Origin of the sequence: Flavobacterium bizetiae (assembly GCF_024271895.1) — a bacterium.
Classification (GTDB): Bacteria; Bacteroidota; Bacteroidia; order Flavobacteriales; family Flavobacteriaceae; genus Flavobacterium; species Flavobacterium bizetiae.
In genome coordinates, this window is sequence record NZ_CP091861.1 from 536,871 (window position 1) to 554,359 (window position 17,489).

At 33.8% G+C, this 17,489-nt stretch carries 13 protein-coding genes; 9 read left to right on the top strand and 4 right to left on the bottom strand.

Features of this window, described 5'->3' with window-relative positions; translation table 11 throughout:
- Nucleotides 1-188: 188 nt before the first annotated feature.
- Complete coding sequence (locus L0669_RS02570) at nucleotides 189-1,532, bottom strand: FAD-dependent oxidoreductase (protein WP_263761080.1); 1,344 nt, start codon at nucleotides 1,530-1,532, stop codon at nucleotides 189-191.
- Nucleotides 1,533-2,021: 489 nt separating this feature from the next.
- On the opposite strand from L0669_RS02570, the gene L0669_RS02575 reads away from it, so the two are divergent.
- The 7 genes from L0669_RS02575 to L0669_RS02605 all read left to right on the top strand — a co-directional run bounded on the left by L0669_RS02575 (nucleotide 2,022) and on the right by L0669_RS02605 (nucleotide 8,610).
- On the top strand, nucleotides 2,022-2,615 hold the full coding sequence (locus L0669_RS02575; protein WP_263761082.1) for a GNAT family N-acetyltransferase: 594 nt from the start codon (nucleotides 2,022-2,024) through the stop codon (nucleotides 2,613-2,615).
- Between the two features lie 90 nt (nucleotides 2,616-2,705).
- Nucleotides 2,706-3,377, top strand: coding sequence for a hypothetical protein (locus L0669_RS02580; RefSeq protein WP_263761085.1), 672 nt, complete (start codon nucleotides 2,706-2,708; stop codon nucleotides 3,375-3,377).
- 38 nt (nucleotides 3,378-3,415) lie between these two features.
- The gene (locus L0669_RS02585) at nucleotides 3,416-4,222 is read left to right on the top strand and encodes a helix-turn-helix domain-containing protein (protein WP_263761087.1); all 807 of its coding nucleotides are present in this window, start codon (nucleotides 3,416-3,418) and stop codon (nucleotides 4,220-4,222) included.
- 77 nt (nucleotides 4,223-4,299) lie between these two features.
- Nucleotides 4,300-5,808 carry a serine hydrolase domain-containing protein gene (locus tag L0669_RS02590; RefSeq protein ID WP_263761089.1) on the top strand — a complete coding sequence of 503 codons (1,509 nt, stop codon included), beginning with the start codon at nucleotides 4,300-4,302 and terminating at the stop codon, nucleotides 5,806-5,808.
- Nucleotide 5,809: 1 nt separating this feature from the next.
- Nucleotides 5,810-6,310, top strand: a complete 501-nt coding sequence (locus L0669_RS02595) for a nuclear transport factor 2 family protein (protein ID WP_263761092.1) — start codon at nucleotides 5,810-5,812, stop codon at nucleotides 6,308-6,310.
- A 180-nt stretch (nucleotides 6,311-6,490) separates the two neighbouring features.
- Nucleotides 6,491-7,942, top strand: coding sequence for a serine hydrolase (locus tag L0669_RS02600; RefSeq protein ID WP_263761094.1), 1,452 nt, complete (start codon nucleotides 6,491-6,493; stop codon nucleotides 7,940-7,942).
- Between the two features lie 227 nt (nucleotides 7,943-8,169).
- Nucleotides 8,170-8,610 carry a hypothetical protein gene (locus L0669_RS02605; RefSeq protein ID WP_263761096.1) on the top strand — a complete coding sequence of 147 codons (441 nt, stop codon included), beginning with the start codon at nucleotides 8,170-8,172 and terminating at the stop codon, nucleotides 8,608-8,610.
- Between the two features lie 278 nt (nucleotides 8,611-8,888).
- On the opposite strand, the gene L0669_RS02610 is transcribed toward L0669_RS02605, so the two are convergent.
- Nucleotides 8,889-11,279: a penicillin acylase family protein gene (locus tag L0669_RS02610; RefSeq protein WP_263761098.1), complete on the bottom strand. Its 2,391-nt coding sequence runs from the start codon at nucleotides 11,277-11,279 to the stop codon at nucleotides 8,889-8,891.
- A 116-nt stretch (nucleotides 11,280-11,395) separates the two neighbouring features.
- Here L0669_RS02610 and L0669_RS02615 point away from each other — a divergent pair, with 116 nt between their 5' ends.
- Together L0669_RS02615 and L0669_RS02620 are read left to right on the top strand one after the other, a co-directional pair.
- Entirely contained in the window at nucleotides 11,396-12,952 is a 1,557-nt protein-coding gene (locus tag L0669_RS02615) for a hypothetical protein (RefSeq protein ID WP_263761100.1), read from the top strand.
- A 400-nt stretch (nucleotides 12,953-13,352) separates the two neighbouring features.
- Nucleotides 13,353-15,164 (top strand): hypothetical protein, encoded by a 1,812-nt coding sequence (locus L0669_RS02620; protein ID WP_263761102.1) that lies wholly within the window; start codon nucleotides 13,353-13,355, stop codon nucleotides 15,162-15,164.
- 57 nt (nucleotides 15,165-15,221) lie between these two features.
- Here the strand turns inward: L0669_RS02620 and L0669_RS02625 are convergent, their stop codons facing one another.
- Together L0669_RS02625 and kynU are read right to left on the bottom strand one after the other, a co-directional pair.
- Nucleotides 15,222-15,668 (bottom strand): YMGG-like glycine zipper-containing protein, encoded by a 447-nt coding sequence (locus L0669_RS02625; protein ID WP_173971441.1) that lies wholly within the window; start codon nucleotides 15,666-15,668, stop codon nucleotides 15,222-15,224.
- Nucleotides 15,669-16,067: 399 nt separating this feature from the next.
- Nucleotides 16,068-17,345, bottom strand: coding sequence for a kynureninase (gene kynU, locus L0669_RS02630; protein WP_263761105.1), 1,278 nt, complete (start codon nucleotides 17,343-17,345; stop codon nucleotides 16,068-16,070).
- Between the last annotated feature and the right edge of the window lie 144 nt (nucleotides 17,346-17,489).

A 17,489-nucleotide genomic window follows, 5' to 3' on the forward strand; every position in this document is an offset into this window, starting at 1 on the left:
TAAAATTTAAACCATATAAGTTATTTAAGTCAATATAATGCCTTGCGCATAAATTGAACAAACTTATATCGCTATTTTCGTTTAAACATTTTATTGTCAAACAAATAAAACCCGACAGATTTTAAAAATCTGTCGGGTTTACTATTTCTACATTAAATGAACTTATAAGACTTATATGGTTCAAAAAACTATGAATTTTCTAACAACTCCAAAATCTTATTTTCAATTTCTGGCGTGTTCCAGATATTTTCGATATTCTCTGTTCTTAAAACCTCTTCCATAATTCCGTTCTGGAAATCACCAATAGCCAAAGCCTCGGCATATGGGCGATCACTAAAGGTAACACGACTGTAAAGCGGAATCCATTTGTCAGGGTGTTTATCAGAGAATGCTTTTTCTATTTTCTTTTGCAGCAAGAATTTTTCATCAGCCGTTTTCGTACTCATTTCCATGAAATTTCTATACGAAAGTTCTGCAATCGCATCAGCATTTGGCTTACGGGAAATTTGATACTCAGAGAAAATCTTCTTCCAGTCATCACCATATTGCTCTATCATTTCATACAAAACCGTGATATCTTCAAATCCCGCATTCATACCTTGTCCGTAAAACGGAACAATGGCATGGCAAGCGTCACCAATCAAAGCAATTTTATCTTCATAAGTCCAGGGGAAACATTTCATGGTTACCAAAGTACTCGTTGGATTTTTAAAGAAATCTTCAGCCAATTTCGGAATCACTTCAATCGAATCAGGGAAATTTTTCTCAAAGAAATCCTCAACCATTTTACGATCTGTAAGACTTGCAAACGAATTTTCACCCTCAAAAGGCATGAATAATGTACAGGTAAAACTTCCGTCAAGATTAGGAAGCGCAATTAGCATGTATTCTCCACGCGGCCAGATATGAAACGAATTCTTATCCAGTTTATGAGTCGCATCAGCATTTGCCGGAATATTTAATTCTTTATATCCCATGTTCAAAAATTCCTGCGAATAATTAAACATGCTCTGGCGTTGCATTCTATGACGAATTCTCGAAAAAGCACCATCGGCACCAAAAACCATATCGTATTTTATCTCCTCCCACTCGCCTCTTTCGGTTTCGCCAATATGCAAAGTGGCATCACTTAGCGTAACATCCCAGATTTTTTGGTCAAAATAAAATTCGGCACCGGCTTGTTCCGCAAGGTCAATCATTTTCCTGTTCAGCGTTCCGCGCGAAATCGAATAAATAGATTCGCCTTCCTGTCCGTAGTTCTGAAAATTGAGTTTATCGACCAAATGAATGGCGCGTTTGTCCATCGGAATCGCGATTTCACGAACCGAATCGCCAACGCCAACGCCATCAAGCGCTTTCCATCCACGATTAGACATGGCCAAATTGATAGAACGACCCGAAAAATTAATTTTGCGAATATCAGGACTACGATCATAAACATGAACGGTGTGACCTGCTTTTTTGAGATAAATTGCCAATAGTGATCCTACCAATCCAGAACCTACAACAGCAATTTTTAGTGGAGTTTGCATCAAGAAAAATCTAAATATAAGATCGTAAAAATAAGTAATAAATACACAACAGCTTTAAAATAAAACAAATATTTAGACTAATTCGTGATAATTATTTGGGCATGACCCGCCGAAAAAAGCGGGTCGGGCTTTCGGCTTTATTCCCGATTAACAAAAACTACGGCTAAAAAGCCTTGTTTTTCTAAATCTGGAGATACCGCCTCTATCCCTCATGCAAGTTCCGTTTTCATAACAAATTCTGGTTTTTAATGATTTATTAGAAATATAGAAAAGCCTATTTTCGCTAGAATATACAATCTAGCAAAACACACAGTTGCAAAGTTTCATTTTTTGTCATCCTGACGAAGGAAGGATCACACTTGTAACTCTACAAAGATTGACGATTCTCTATGCGGAGTTTCTTGTGCGATCCTTCCTTCGTCAGGATTGACAAAATTCTACTAAAATTTTCATCATATGTTTTGCAAAAAACTCACTTAAATAAATACCATGAAAAGCGAACTATTACAATCTGATATCATTCTTGAAAACGAAAAAGTATTATTACTTCCATTTGAAAACGAAAGAAACATCGAACTCAAAGAAATAATCTTCGACGACGAAATCTGGAAATACATGGGAATGTACGTTAGAAATGATGCCGATTTCGAAAATTATATCAAAAGCACCTTAAAACAAAAAGCAGACGGAATTTGTTATCCGTTTTTAATAATAGACAAAGCCACAAACAAAATTGCAGGAAGTACCCGTTACGGATATCTAAATCACGCTAGCCAGAAATGCGAAATTGGCTGGACTTGGTACGGAAAGGAATTTCAGGGAACTGGTTTAAATAAAGCGTGTAAATATGAATTATTAAATTTTGGTTTCGAAAACATTCAATTTAAAAGAATACAATTTAGCGCCGATCTTGAAAATAAAAAATCACAACGCGCGATTGAAAAATTAGGCGCAATAAAAGAAGGCATTTTTAGAAATAACTATGTAGACTCTGAAGGAAATAGTAAAGATGACGTTTATTATAGTGTGATTTTGGAGGAATGGGGAAATACTAAAAACAAACACTTTAAAGAATACCTATAAAATAAAACTATTGTAGCAGTAAAAAGAAATCTACCATTAATACTAAATTTAATTTGTATTTTCGTTGGGTAAAAGAAAACCGTTAATCTTATGAAAGATTGTGAATTATCAAATATTGACATAGAAGAAATCGAATGTTTTCTTGAAGAAATTGAGAAATCCTTTAAGGTTCACTTTTTGAATAATGAATTAATTCATATTACAAAATTTGGCCAACTTTGCGATTATATTACAAATAAAATAGAACTTGAAAATTGCAATAATTGTACTAATCAACAAGCCTTTTATAAACTTCGTGAAGCAATTGCAATTATTTTAAATGTTGAAAAAAGAACCATAACCTTAAATCAGTCACTTGCTGATCTTTTCCCACGCAAAACAAGAATTACAGATATTAAAAAACTAGAAACTTATTTGGGTTTTAAACTAAATATTTTACGCCCTCACCATTGTTTATCTATAATCTTTTCTGCTTTATTCACCATATCTTTTGTTGCTCTTTTTTTTATTTTGCCAATCGGATTGTTAGGTATCTTGATTTCCATAACCGGATTTAAAATCTCACACGAGAATGGAACTGAGTTAAGTCTAAAAACTATCAGACAAATAGTTGAAAAAATGACAAGAGAGAATTACCTCGAATCAAGAAGAAACCAAAACACTTTTAATAAAAACGAAATAGAAAATGTATTAATTGATTGGTTTAGTAATCAATTTGATTTAGACAAAACGAAATTAACCCGAGAAGCAAAACTATTTTAACTACAATAAAGGCTTAATAAGCAAACTCTATACTCAAAATGAACCTCTACTCCGAACATTACGTAAGTCAGAAAACTGAAAGGTTCGTCAATAAAATTTGGTGTCTCGATAACAGCATCGGCGAAAGCCTTATCGAAAATAAACTTGTTTTACCCAATGGTTGTTTTAATCTGGCAATTGTAAGCGGAAATGCCATAGAAGTTCATACAAGCAAAAATAAATACACAATGAATGAAGGTTTTTACTTTTGTTCGCAAATGACCAATAAAGTTTTGGTTAATATTCAGCCTAAAACTAAAGTTACCATTATTCAATTGCATAGCTGGACACTTTCGTTTTTTCCAAAATATGATTTGAATAATTTTTCAGATGCTATTATCAAAATTGATGCAGCCGAATTGCCTTTTCAAAACAAAATCGAAGTTGGTTTAAATAGCGATATTTCGAAATTATTAAACACTATTAATTCTTATTTTGAAGATTTAAATGCTTCAAATCCCACTAAAACAGTAGTCGAAAAAATCTGCGAACTCATTAAACTTCACAACGAAGAAATCACGGTTTCGGAAATTGGAAAAACATTGAATTCTTCGCAAAGATCGCTTCAAATTAAATTTAAAATTGCAACCGGACTTACAATCAAAAATTATATTCAGATTCTAAAATTCAGAAAATCTGTAGATCAAATGGTACACTCTGATTTAGAGAAATTAAAACTAACGGATGTTGCGCTTTACAATAAATATTTTGACCAGTCGCATTTTATAAAAAAGTTTAAAGATGTGACGAAGACCACTCCAAAAATGTTCAATTCTGATTCTTATTTTCTTTCTAAAAAAAGATAATATTCGCATTTGTACAATTTTGTCGTTACTATTTGCAGTACTATTGCAAAATCATCAATCAATCAAATTAATCAAAAATGAAAATCAACAAATCATTTTTCCAGTTAAAAACATTTTTAGTTGGAATACTACTGCTCCAATTCCATATTGGATTTTCTCAGGAAGAAAAAAACTCTAAACTGTACAAAGCCATTATGTCAAAAGACAGTCTTTTGTTTAACATCGGATTTAATACCTGCGATGTATCACAATTCGAAAATTTACTAAGCAACAATTTCGAATTCTATCATGACAAAGACAGTATTCAAGACAGAACCTTATTTCTTAAAAACATTAGAAAAGGTTTATGCGGTTCAACCAAAACGTATCAAGCCCGAAGAGATTTAGTACAAGGCAGCACCGAAATTTATCCGTTGTCTAAAAATGGCGCTTTATATGGCGCGTTGCAAATTGGAATTCATCAGTTTTTTGAATCTACCCCGGAAGGAAAAGACAAATTTGGCAGCACGGCAAGATTTACTCATGTCTGGATTTTAGAAAACGGAATCTGGAAACTAAGACGATCCTTTAGTTACGATCATCAGGAGACAAATACCGCAGGAACGAAATCAAGTATTTTTGATAATGATTCTGAAATTGAAAAATGGTTAAAGCAAAATAACATTCCAGCTCTTGGACTTGGCATTATCAATAACGGAAAATTGCAGCAAATAAAAGTATTTGGCGAACTTAAAAAAGGAGTTACAGCGCCTTACAATACCATTTGGAATGTTGCTTCGTTAACCAAACCTGTAACAGCAATGGTAGCTTTGAAACTGGCAAGTGCAGGAAAACTGAATTTAGATGAACCATTATACAAATACTGGACAGATCCGGATATTGCAAAAGATGCTAATACTAAACTTTTAACGGCAAGAATTATTTTAAGTCATCAAACCGGTTTCCCGAACTGGAGATTTATGAACGAATCCGGGAAACTTGATTTTAAATTTAAACCGGGAACAAAATATCAATACTCAGGAGAAGGGCTTGAGTATTTGAGAAAAGCGCTGGAAAAGAAATTCAACAAAACATTACCACAATTAGCCGATGAATTAATTTTTAAACCGCTAAAAATGACGGATACGAAATTTGTCTGGAATGATATTACCGATGTTTCAAGATTAGCAATTGGGTATGACAACAAAGGAAATGCTTACGAACCTACTAAAAATAAAACCGCAAATGCTGCCGATGATTTATTAACAACAGTGCAAGATTACGGAACATTTTTATGCAGCGTGATGAACAGCGATGGCTTAAGTAAAAAAGTATTTGATGATATGATTTCGCATCAGGTTGAGACGAAGAAAAATAAATATTTCGGACTTGGTTTCGAAATATACGATTTAGGAAACGACAATTATGCGCTATCACATGGCGGAGCAGATCAAGGCGTTCAAACCATTGTTTTACTATTACCAAAAACAAAACAAGGGCTGATTATTTTTACTAATGTTGACGATGGTTACAAAATCTACGAAAAGATAGTAAACCATTATTTGGGAGAGAAAGGAAAGAAAATAATTGAAATTGAAACGAAGTAAAATGGCAACTAATAAAGACACAACGATCAATCCCATGGTAAATGTAATAATGCTTTTTATTCTTTTTCTAAGCAAACAAGCCGTAGCCCAGACTAATAGCGAAGTTTTAAAGACTGATGTTCTCAGAAATGAAATTCTTAAAATGGATAGTTTACTTTTTGATGTTGCTTTTAACCAATGTGATGCCTCGCAGTTTAAAAAAATAATAGCCGATGATGTCGAGTTTTATGACGACCGTTTTGGTTTGAATGTTTCAAAAGAAAATGAAATAAAATCATTAGATGCAAAATGCAGCCGACCTGAAAAACTAACCCGAAAATTAAATTCTTGTATCATTGACAAATTAGGTGATTTTGGTGCTGTACAAATAGGCGATCATACTTTTTATGTGGATGGAAAACCCGAAGGAACCGGAAAATTTGTTCATATCTGGGAACGAAAAGACAAGGATTGGAAATTAAAAAGAATTGTTAGTTATGAGCATAGACCTATAAAGAAGTAATTTTTGGTCTGTGCTCTGATTTTCATATTTCTGGAAAAAATGGAAAATTTTGATTTATACTGAAACCTAATTCAAAAACAGTCGTCTAACCAAAAGACGTCATCGTAATCCTCTGTGATTATTAAAGTTTCAATCATCAATCAAAATCGATCATTAACCATAATTAACTCATCCATCATTATGAAAAAATCAATCAAACTAATTGTTCTTAGTACATTGCTTCTGTTTTTCGCTTTCAATGTTTCTTTTGCACAAGACAAAGCAAAACAAATTGACGAACTTATTGGCAAGTACGATCAATACGGTCAATTTAACGGCGCTGCTCTTGTGGCTGAAAACGGAAAAGTAATTCTAAAAAAAGGTTTCGGTTCTGCCAATATGGAATGGAACATTCCGAATCAGACGGACACCAAATTTAGATTAGGATCTATCAGCAAACAATTTACCGCTTTCCTGATTGTAAAATTAGCCGAAGAAGGCAAATTAAAATTAGACGTTCCTATTACTACTTATTTGCCCGATTACCCAAAAGCGACAGGCGACAAAATAACCATTCATCATTTGCTTACACATACTTCGGGTATTCCAAATTATACTTCGCTTCCTAATTTCTTTAAAGACCAAAGCAGAAATCCTTATACTCCTGAAGAATTCGTAAAAACATTCTCGAGTTTACCTCTTGAATTTACGCCTGGTGAGAAATTCAATTACAGTAATTCAGGATATTTTTTACTGGGGTATATTATCGAAAAAGTTTCAGGAAAATCATATGAACAATATTTACAGGAAACTATTCTTGATCCGCTAAAGATGGTGAACTCAGGTTACGACCATGGCGAAGTGATTCTAAAAAACAGAGCAGCAGGTTACGAAAAAAGAGGTAAAAAAATCAGAAATGCTCCTTATCTCGATATGAGCATTCCGTATGCTGCGGGTTCTTTATATTCGACTGTAGAAGATTTGTATTTATGGGATCAGGCACTTTATACCAATAAATTGCTTTCGTCAAAATCTATGGAATCTTTATTTACTCCGTATATCAAAGCCGGAAAAGGATCTTATGGTTACGGATGGTTTATTGAAGAAGCTGACGGAGCAGCAGGCAAAGTAGAAGTGATAGAACACGGAGGCGGAATAAATGGTTTTAATACTATAATTTACCGAATTCCTGGAGATAAAAACCTAATCGTTTTACTAAATAATACGGGCGGAACGGTACTAAATGAAATCAGCCAGTCTATTCGTGCAATATTATACAATCAGTCTTTTAAAGCGCCTAAAATGTCGTTAGCATTTGAATTATTGGATGCATTCTCAGATCAAGGAGTTACGAGCGGATTAAATACATATAACAAACTTAAGAACGATCCTGTTTATGCTATTGCAGAAGGAGAAATGAATCGGGTTGGATACGAATTACTTCAAAACGGAAAAACAAAAGAAGCCATTGAAGTTTTCAGAATAAATGCCGAAACGTATCCAAAATCAGGGAATGCTTATGATAGTTTGGGCGAAGCTTACCTAAAAGACGGAAACAAAAAACTCGCCATTGCAAACTATCAAAAATCTATAGAACTTGATCCGAAAAATGAAGATGGCAAAAAAGCATTAGAAGGACTTTTGAAAAAATAATACTCAAAAAAGACGAACCCTCAATAGCGGTAATCTTTCTCTTACCAACTCTAATAATTCTGGTTTTAAGCCAAAATTATTAGAGTTTTTTTATTTTAAAAGTGTATTTCCGATTCGATATTTAGCATAAAAAAACTATTTTAGCGCTGCCCGAAAAAACAATTTCAAAAACCCAAATCAACCTGATTTACAGCTTTTACAAGCTGTAACCATTATTTATTTAACCTATGAAAAAATTAAAGATGCAACTTTTAGTATCATTACTATGCCTGTTTATTCCAATCATTGGTAATTCTCAAACAGCTGCTAAAACAGTTCCAATGCCCACTCAGCAAAACAAAATTATAATTGATAAAATTGTTGAAGCCGCACATTACAAAAACTATGTTATTGATTTTTGCTTAGAAACCATAAACGAAGCTGCCCTTAAAGAAAAATGGAACGACCAGAAAACTGTCGAAATCAGCGAAACGATCAATTATAAAAACTTCAGGGATGCCGTTTATAATATGTTCGCGTTTTATAACGAAATAGAATTAGAAACATTACTGAAAACCTACAAACAAGATACCGCTTACCAAACCTCAAATGTTATGATTGCCAATGATGCTCTGGGCTATAATCTGGAGATTTTTGCAAATGATATTGTTAGAGGGAAATATAAATAGAGGTTCAAAGGCTTTTTAGGTTCAAAGGAACAAAGGTTTCTTTTAGGCTCTGAGGTTCTAAGTTGCTAAGATTCTAAGGTTTTTTCAGCAAGCTCTTTGCGCTCAAATCTTTGTCAAAGTTTAAAACTTTGACAAAGATCAAATAACGGTAGATTTTTTTACCTATAGCTTTGCGATCTTCATGGCAAAGCCATAAAAGATTAAAACCTTTGCGAATCTTTGCGAAAAAAACTTCGCGCACTTTGCGGTAAAAAACACAAACCAAAAACCACAAAAAACTACTTCTTCGCTGGTTTAAAAACCAATTTAGTCGACGTTTTTATAATCTCGTCTTTATTCAATTTCATTTTTCTGAATTCACCTGCATTGTACATTTCTGCCTGATCGTCGTAATGTTTACTAAACGGATTTCCGGATTGTCCGGTTGGCAAGATACTCCAGCTATTTTCGATATCTGAGAAATCAACTACTCTTCGGGTTGATGGCCCGCCTTTTGTGTAATACTTCCCTTCATTCGTAAGTCCGAAGAATTGATTGTTTATTACTTCGTTTGATCCAGGAGCCGCAAAAGGCCCCACATTAAAAAGTTTACGCAAAGCAGCAATTTTCCCTAATGGATGTTCGTGTTCTACGGTATGCACTTTCCCCCAAGTCCAATCGGCAACCTGATCGCCCAATTGTTCCTGAAGTGCTTTGACAGATTCTTGAAATGATTTTGAAACAATATCTTTTCTGGTTTCTTTTACATTTTTGGTTTTGATATTATCCCACCAAACCGAATTTTCATTTTCAATTTGTCTGGCTATAACTTGCTTCCCTAAAGATAATCCAAGGAATAAATTAAAATTATCCTCTCCCATTTCATCTTCAAAAGTATTCTTAAGATATAAATAAATCCATTTATTGTAAATCGTTGGGGCAACATCTTCAAGATTATTTGTGCCTTTCCATGATTTCAAAGCGGCAATTACTTCTTTTTCTTTTGCTGAAAGCGAAGCCGTATTTACATTCGAAATTAAACTCTGAACAACTCCCGGCGAAACTGGTGAAGTATTATCAAAAATCATTTTACTCATGGCTTCTTTGTCCCAATCAGACTTTGCATCCATTAAAGCTGAAATTCTTTTGGCGCGATCTTCCGGTAAATAATATCCCGGATACAAATAACCATCAATCGCTTCCGGCTGATTATTGGCGGAATATACATAACCCCATTTTGGATTTTCGGCGGAAGGATTTTTAGAAAAATCAAGATATTCTTTGATATCATCTTTACCACTGGCTCCGTCCAAAATAAAAAATGAATTCACTCCTTTGTCATGTTTGTAAAGCGTTCCCGTTGCCCACCAGGCTACATTTCCTTTTGCATCGCCATACATTACATTCAATCCCGGCGCAGCAACTAACTGAACTGCTTTCCTGAAATCGTCTTTACTTTTAGCATGTGATAGTCCGTAAACGGCATCTAAAATTTGTATCGGTTGTTGAGTATAAATCCACGACATTGCAATAGGATTTTTTCTATCCAGACGATCTAATAAATCATTCATGATTGGTCCGTGTCGGCTTGATTTAATTGTCAATACTACATCCGAAGTATCTTTTACTTTTATCGTTTTCTTTCTGGTTTCGTAAGCTGCAAAACCCGTTGGAGTTTGATATAGATTCGAATCTCCAACTTTATTCTTTTCCTGATAAAAATCGATATCATCATTTTCGAACATCGTTAATCCGTACGCATAATCACGATTGTGCGCCAATAAAGGATATGGAATTCCGGCCAGATAACAGCCATACAATTCAAATTCTGGTGTAATTAAATGCGCCTCGTACCAGGTTGCCGGTTGCGAAAATCCAATATGCGGATCATTAGCAAAAATTACTTTTCCGTTTTTCGTTTTATTTGGTCCTGCCACCCAACTATTACTTCCCACAAAAGGCGGAATTGGCGAATTATCCAACAAAGCCGCTACTGATTTTGCAATTGTAGTATATTCTTCGATATTCTCTTTAGAACTTTTAATTTGTGTCGTATTAAATTCTCCTTCAATTCCTAAATCTTTCAAATATGCAGCACCATATCTATTGCGAATATCGGTTAGCAAAGGATCTGTTTTTTGAGCCATCGCAAAACTGAAAGACATATAACCAAAAATATTATAAACGTCTTTTATAGTAAATTTTTCTTTTTTAACGCCCACCAAAGTAAACTCAATTGGCGTTGTTCCTTCCTCTAAATACTGATTGATTCCGTCTAGATACGCCAACGTCATTTTATAACTCTGACTGTTTTTATCTAATTTGGCAATGGCTTTGGCCGAAGCTTCTTCGATACCTATTCCGGAGAAAAATTTATCATTTTTGAGCGCGAGAGATCCAAAGATTTCTGATAATCTTCCCGGTGCAATACGACGAAGCAATTCCATTTGCCATAAACGTTCCTGTGCATGAACATAACCTAAAGCCGTCATGGCATCTTTTTCAGAACTGGCATAAATATGAGGCACTCCAAAATCATCAAAATAAACCGTGGTTTCTTTGTCAAGGTTTTTCAGCTGAACTTCACCTTCATATTTGGGTTTCAGATGAAAAATATAGGCACACAAACCTATTCCAAGAACAACAATCAATACGAATAAAACCAGCAGAATTTTTTTAATTTTTCTCATATTCAAGACAGTATAAGGATAAAATGATTTGGTAATGATGTAACTTTAAGATAGAATCCTGTAAAAAACATCGCTTTTAAAACTCTAAATTTATGTATTTAAAATCAATACCATAAATGTCAATCTATAAAAAAATAGCGATCGGTGTAATTTCTTTGTTTCTTTTTGTGATTTTAGTCAATATTGGTCTCAATTATTGGATAAAAAAACAATTACCCATAATTGTAAACGAGAAAAATAAAACGGCATACAACATTCACTACGAAAAAATCGAAGTTTCGCTTATTTCGCGAAATATCAATGCGACGACATTATTGGTAAGTCCTAAAAATCAACCAAAAGATAGTAAAAATGGACTATTTTCTAAGATTGAATCGATCACGATTAAACATTTTAATATTTGGGATTTGGCTTTTAATGATATCATTCAGGCCGAAAGTATCATCATCAATAAACCTCGCGTGATTTTATACAAAAAAGGAGAAAAACTTCTGAATAACAGCAAAAGTATAAAGAACGAAATCATCGAACCTTTTAGAAAAATTGTGGCTGTTTCGAATATTTATTTAAATGACGGAACGGTAGACGTAGTTTCATTAGATACCGACAAACCTATTTTGAGCGTTAAAAAAATCATCTTAAAACTCGAAGGTATTTTACTTACTGATGCTACTCTTAAAGAAAAAATTCCGATGCATTTTAAAAAATATGTATTAGTTTGTGATAGTCTATATTATAAACCAAGTGCTTTTTATGCCATGAATATTGGGCAAATAAGTACGGAGAGAAGTTTCTTAAAAATTAAAAACTTTACATATTTACCTGAATTTAGCCGAAAAGTTTTTGTGAGTAAATTAGACAAAGAAAAAGACATTTATACCATCAAATTAGATTCGGCACATATCGAAAAAATGGATTGGGGTTTTAAAGACGATCGTTTTTTCTTTAAAGCAAATTCTCTTATCGCCAATCACGTTGACGCCAATATTTACCGTAATAAAATGCCAAAAGACGATTTGAGTAAAAAATATCTGTACAATCATTTATTGCGAAAAATTAAGTTTCCGCTTGAAATAGATACGATACAAATTCTAAAATCGAAATTGGTTTATGAGGAGGAAATAGATTTCTCTAAAGGTCCCGGAATTTTAAATTTCGATCGTTTTAATATGCAGGTCACTAACTTAAAAAGTGGTTTTGGTCACAAAAAAATGGCCGATGTAAAAATCAAAGTCAATTGTGTTTTCATGAAAGCATCTCCCCTTAATGTCAATTGGAGTTTTAATGTTCTGGATCTCAAAGACAGTTTTCATATTCAGGGAACGATCGCGAATTTTAATGTCGTGGCGATGGAGCGCTTTACAAAACCTTATATCAATACTACATTTACAGGAAAGTTTAATAAATATCATTTTAACTTTTACGGAAATGACAATACTGCCAAAGGAAATGCAACGCTTGATTATGAAGATTTAAAAGTAAAATTATTTAAGAAAAAAGATCGCGAAAAAGAAGCCAAACTTAAAACGGCTGTCGCTAACTTATTGCTTAAGAATGACTCAGGCGACGAAAGCAAAAAGGCAGATGTCGAACTCGATCGAATTCAGGAAAAGTCATTTTATAATTTCTTATGGAGAAGCATTGCAGAATCTTTCAAGAAAATTTTGATTTAATGTGTTTTCGTCACGAATCTTTTTTTTTGCCACGAATTTCACGAATTAGCACGAATTAATCATTTCTGAAATTCGTATGAATCTTTGTCGAATTGCGAATGTGATTTACTTCGTCTATTCGCTATCGCTCGGGTCTCATTTTGAATCGAAATGACAAACTTTACGAAAATCTTATTATGAAAATGATTGCCCTAGCCCCGATAGAAGAGGAAATCCTTTTGTGACGGTGTTCGCCACAAAAGATTGGAACGAATAGCGGGATTAGCTCCTAAAAAAAGTTATCATTATAGAGATTAAAAATGATCAGTTTTATGAAATAAGAAAATTTAAACCTGATAATTATCAGGTTTTTTGAGCATAAATTTTCCAACATTTGCTTTTATTTTTAATTTAAAAACAAATGACAAAACCACCTTTACACACTTTTCATATTCCTGTAATGGGGCTTGCCTATACAATCGATAGCCCAATTCGAGTGGCACAATATGGAATTTCATCTGTGGTCTCGATAGCTGATGATGATTTAATTGAAAAGATGCGTAATTTTTATAGCACCAAATTCAATTTTCCTTATGAGGAAATAACTCAAAAGTTTCACGACTACAGAGCCGAAAGAATTACTTCATACCTTAATTTAGTGGACAAAATTGTAAAAGAAAAATTTGACAATTTTAAAACTGAACTTATCGAAAGCAAAACTGCTGTAGAAAATTATATCGCGATGTTACCCAACACATCAGATATTAAAAAAGGATTTCAGAACTTATTGAATGATGGAATTTCTTTTAAAGAAAACATTCAAAATTATATCGAATCTCATCTTTCTCCCGGTTTAATCGATGTGAATATCATGACCAAACTGGACAAAGATAATTTCGAAAAAAACGAACAACTTCCTATTGAATTTAATGATGCTCATGCTGCTTTAAGAGGGTTTGCCAATAGTAATCTTGAATCATCGGTTGTACTTTCTGCGGGAATGAATCCGAGATTGTTTAGTTATTTTGAAAATTTCCCCGATTTTTTTCCCAATCTTAATAATGAACTTAAGAAGAAAATCATTTTAAAAGTAAGTGACTTTAGGTCAGCAATGATTCAGGGTAACTTCTTAGCCAAAAAAGGATTATGGGTTTCTGAGTACAGAATCGAATCCGGATTGAATTGTGGCGGACACGCGTTTGCTACTGACGGTCTTTTGTTAGGACCAATTTTAGAAGAATTTAAAGAGAAAAAAGATCAACTTGTTCAATCTGCACATGAGTTGATGACAAAAGTATTACAGCAAAAACAAATTTACGCTCCAGAAAATCCTTTACCGCTAAAAATTACGGTTCAGGGTGGCGTAGGAACTGCTGAAGAACATGATTTTTTATTAGACAAATACAAAGTAGATTCTGTTGGCTGGGGATCTCCTTTTTTACTGGTTCCAGAAGCTACTTCTGTAGATAAAGCAACCCGTGAATTATTGATAGAAGCCAAAGAAGAAGATTTATACTTAAGTCATATTTCGCCATTAGGAGTTCCGTTTAATACTTTAAGAGGTACTACAAATGAGATTTTAAAACAAAAAAGAATTGAGCAAAACAAAGCCGGAAGTTCTTGTCCGAAAAAATTCCTTGCTTTGAGCAAAGAATACGATCCTCACGGAATTTGCACTGCTTCGAAAAAATTTCAGGATCATAAACTGGAAGAATTAGAAAACATAAAAGAAACAATGTCATCTAAAGATTTCGAAAAGGCAAAATTTGCAATCACAGAGAAATCTTGCCTATGTGTTGGTTTAGCCAATGCTTCGTATTTAGAGAATGATATTAAAATAAAAGGCCAGGCGCAAGGAGTTGTGATCTGCCCTGGGCCAAATATGGCTTATTTTGACCAAGAAGTTTCATTGGCTGATATGTTGGGTCATATTTATGGAAATAAATCGATTCTAAGAACCGATAACAGGCCGAATTTATTTGTAAAGGAATTGAAAATGTATGTAGATTATTTCAGGAATGAAATTGAAAACATTTCAGGAGGAATTACAAATGCTCAGGTTAAAAAGTGGAATACTTTTAAAGCCAATATTATCGAAGGAATAGAATATTATCAAAATCTACTTTCGACCTCTTTGTACTTTAAACAGGATTTAAATAAAATTAAAAATGATTTCGATTTTTATAAATCAGAATTATCTAAAATAACAATACCAACCTTAGAATTAGCTTAAACTAAAAAACCCCGATTTAAAATTTAAATCGGGGTTTTTACTTATATAGAAATTGGTTTATTCTTTTTTCTTTTTACTGTCGATAACAGCACCTGTTCCGGTTCCTAAAGCAGCACCGGCTAAACCACCAATAATGGCACCTTCGCCTTTTTTCTTACTTACAATAGCTCCGGTTGCAGCACCTACTCCAGCACCAATTACGGCACCTTTAGCAGTAGCACTCCATCCTTTTTTCTTTTTTGTAGTCGTTGTAGTTGCAGTTCCGTCAGCTTGTTGTTGGTGTACTACCACAACTTTTTGAGATTCTACTTTTTGTTGCTCTACTTTTTGTTGTTCTTTCAGGTTGGCCATTTCTGTCTTCATTGAATCAATAACTCTTTGTTTATTAATTTCAACTTTCATCGAATCAATGCTAGCTTGTTTGGCTTTATTAATATCTTCTTTTCCTTGATTTTGACAAGAAACGATTGATAAAGCGGCGAATAAAATATATAAGGCTTTCATGATTGTAGTGTTTTTAAATTATTACACTACAAATTAAAGCATATTCGTTTTGCTGAAGTTACATGATTTAGAGTAATGGTTACAGAATTTAAAGATTACGCTAAAATTGGACACGGATGAAACGGATTGCTAAAGCAAAACGCGGATTTAAAGCGGTTTTATTAAGTCGATACCTAAAAATAATCTCGCAATCCCGATAGCTATCGGGAGCAGAGCCGTAAAGTTTTTCTCATTTTATGTCATTTCGACAAAGGAGAAATCTTCGCGAGAAGCTCGACAAAGATTTGACTTTCTTTGCAGAGTTACTTACGAAGATTTCTCCTTTGTCGAAATGACAAACAACGCGTAGAGATTGACTTTAATTAAAAAACTTTTCTACTTTAAAAGATTACTATACTTTTACTTCTCTAAAATTCCTTTTTTCAGGATTTGCCCAAAGTCGTACATATCTTCATAAGAACAATATAAAGGAACTGGTGCCAAGCGAATAACATTAGGTTCACGCCAATCTGTAATAACACCGTTTTTCATTAAATAATCGAATAAACTTCTTCCTTCTCCATGTAAAAAAACCGATAATTGAGAGGCTCTTTCTTCAGGATTTGAAGGTGTGATAATTTCGAAATTACCTTTTACTTCTTTGTCTATTTCATGCAAAATAAATTCTAAGTATGAGGTGATATGGTCTCTCTTTTTTATTAAAGCATCCATTCCAACCTCAGCAAACATTTCTACCGAAGCTAAATAAGGCGCTAAAGAAAGTACAGGTAAATTACTAATTTGCCAGCCATCTGCTCCGTGAACCGGATCAAAATTAGGTTCCATTTTAAAACGGCGTTCTTTATTATGTCCCCACCAACCTGCAAAACGAGGCAGATCCGGGTTATTGTGATGTTTTTCGTGCACGAAACAACCAGAAGCATTTCCCGGTCCTGAATTCATGTATTTATAACTGCACCAGGCAGCAAAATCTACGTTCCAGTCATGAAGTTCTAATTTGATATTTCCTGCAGCATGAGCTAAATCCCAACCTACTTTTGCTCCGGCTTTTTGTCCGGCTTCAGTAATGGTTTTAATATCGAAAACTTGTCCGGTATAATAATTTACTCCACCAATTAAAACTAAAGCCAGCTCATCACCAACTTCTTCAATTTTTGCCAAAACATCTTCAAGACGAATATTGTGTTCGCCTTCACGACGTTTGATTTCAACTATGGCATCTTCTGTTTTATATCCATGAAAATGAACCTGACTCTGAAACATATATTGATCTGATGGGAACGCTTTTTCTTCGCAGATAATTTTATAACGCTTGTCTTTTGGCTGATAAAAAGAAACCATCAATAAATGAAGATTTACCGTCAGGGTATTCATCACCGTAACTTCTGATGGCAAAGCGCCCACAATTTTACTCAAAGGTTCTGCAAATATTTCCTGATAATCCCACCAAGGTTTTTCGGCATAAAAATGACCTTCTACAGCAAGATCTGCCCAATCGTTCATTACTTCGTCGATATAGGCTTTGGTCCGTTTTGGCTGTAATCCTAAAGAGTTTCCTGTAAAATAGATTACGCGTTTGTCATTTACTTTAGGAAAAAGAAACTGATCCTGATAATGATTTAATGTGTCTTGCGAATCAAGCTCTCGTGCGAATTCGCGTGTATTTTGAAAAGTCATTGTGTTTTTGTTTTGTCTGCTAAAATAACAAATTTTGTTTGTTTTGTTTCATGTTTTAAGTTTTGCGTTGATATGTTTTGGAGATTTAACCGCAATCCCGATAGCTATCGGGAGCAAAGGATTTTTATCTCGATTAACGTTTAC

What these genes read in the sequence shown, in the direction of transcription:
- L0669_RS02570 (WP_263761080.1), bottom strand. Translation starts at nt 1,532, where the DNA reads ATGCAAACTCCACTAAAAATTGCTGTTGTAGGTTCTGGATTGGTAGGA.
- L0669_RS02575 (WP_263761082.1), top strand. Translation starts at nt 2,022, where the DNA reads ATGAAAAGCGAACTATTACAATCTGATATCATTCTTGAAAACGAAAAA.
- L0669_RS02580 (WP_263761085.1), top strand. Translation starts at nt 2,706, where the DNA reads ATGAAAGATTGTGAATTATCAAATATTGACATAGAAGAAATCGAATGT.
- L0669_RS02585 (WP_263761087.1), top strand. Translation starts at nt 3,416, where the DNA reads ATGAACCTCTACTCCGAACATTACGTAAGTCAGAAAACTGAAAGGTTC.
- L0669_RS02590 (WP_263761089.1), top strand. Translation starts at nt 4,300, where the DNA reads ATGAAAATCAACAAATCATTTTTCCAGTTAAAAACATTTTTAGTTGGA.
- L0669_RS02595 (WP_263761092.1), top strand. Translation starts at nt 5,810, where the DNA reads ATGGCAACTAATAAAGACACAACGATCAATCCCATGGTAAATGTAATA.
- L0669_RS02600 (WP_263761094.1), top strand. Translation starts at nt 6,491, where the DNA reads ATGAAAAAATCAATCAAACTAATTGTTCTTAGTACATTGCTTCTGTTT.
- L0669_RS02605 (WP_263761096.1), top strand. Translation starts at nt 8,170, where the DNA reads ATGAAAAAATTAAAGATGCAACTTTTAGTATCATTACTATGCCTGTTT.
- L0669_RS02610 (WP_263761098.1), bottom strand. Translation starts at nt 11,279, where the DNA reads ATGAGAAAAATTAAAAAAATTCTGCTGGTTTTATTCGTATTGATTGTT.
- L0669_RS02615 (WP_263761100.1), top strand. Translation starts at nt 11,396, where the DNA reads ATGTCAATCTATAAAAAAATAGCGATCGGTGTAATTTCTTTGTTTCTT.
- L0669_RS02620 (WP_263761102.1), top strand. Translation starts at nt 13,353, where the DNA reads ATGACAAAACCACCTTTACACACTTTTCATATTCCTGTAATGGGGCTT.
- L0669_RS02625 (WP_173971441.1), bottom strand. Translation starts at nt 15,668, where the DNA reads ATGAAAGCCTTATATATTTTATTCGCCGCTTTATCAATCGTTTCTTGT.
- kynU (WP_263761105.1), bottom strand. Translation starts at nt 17,345, where the DNA reads ATGACTTTTCAAAATACACGCGAATTCGCACGAGAGCTTGATTCGCAA.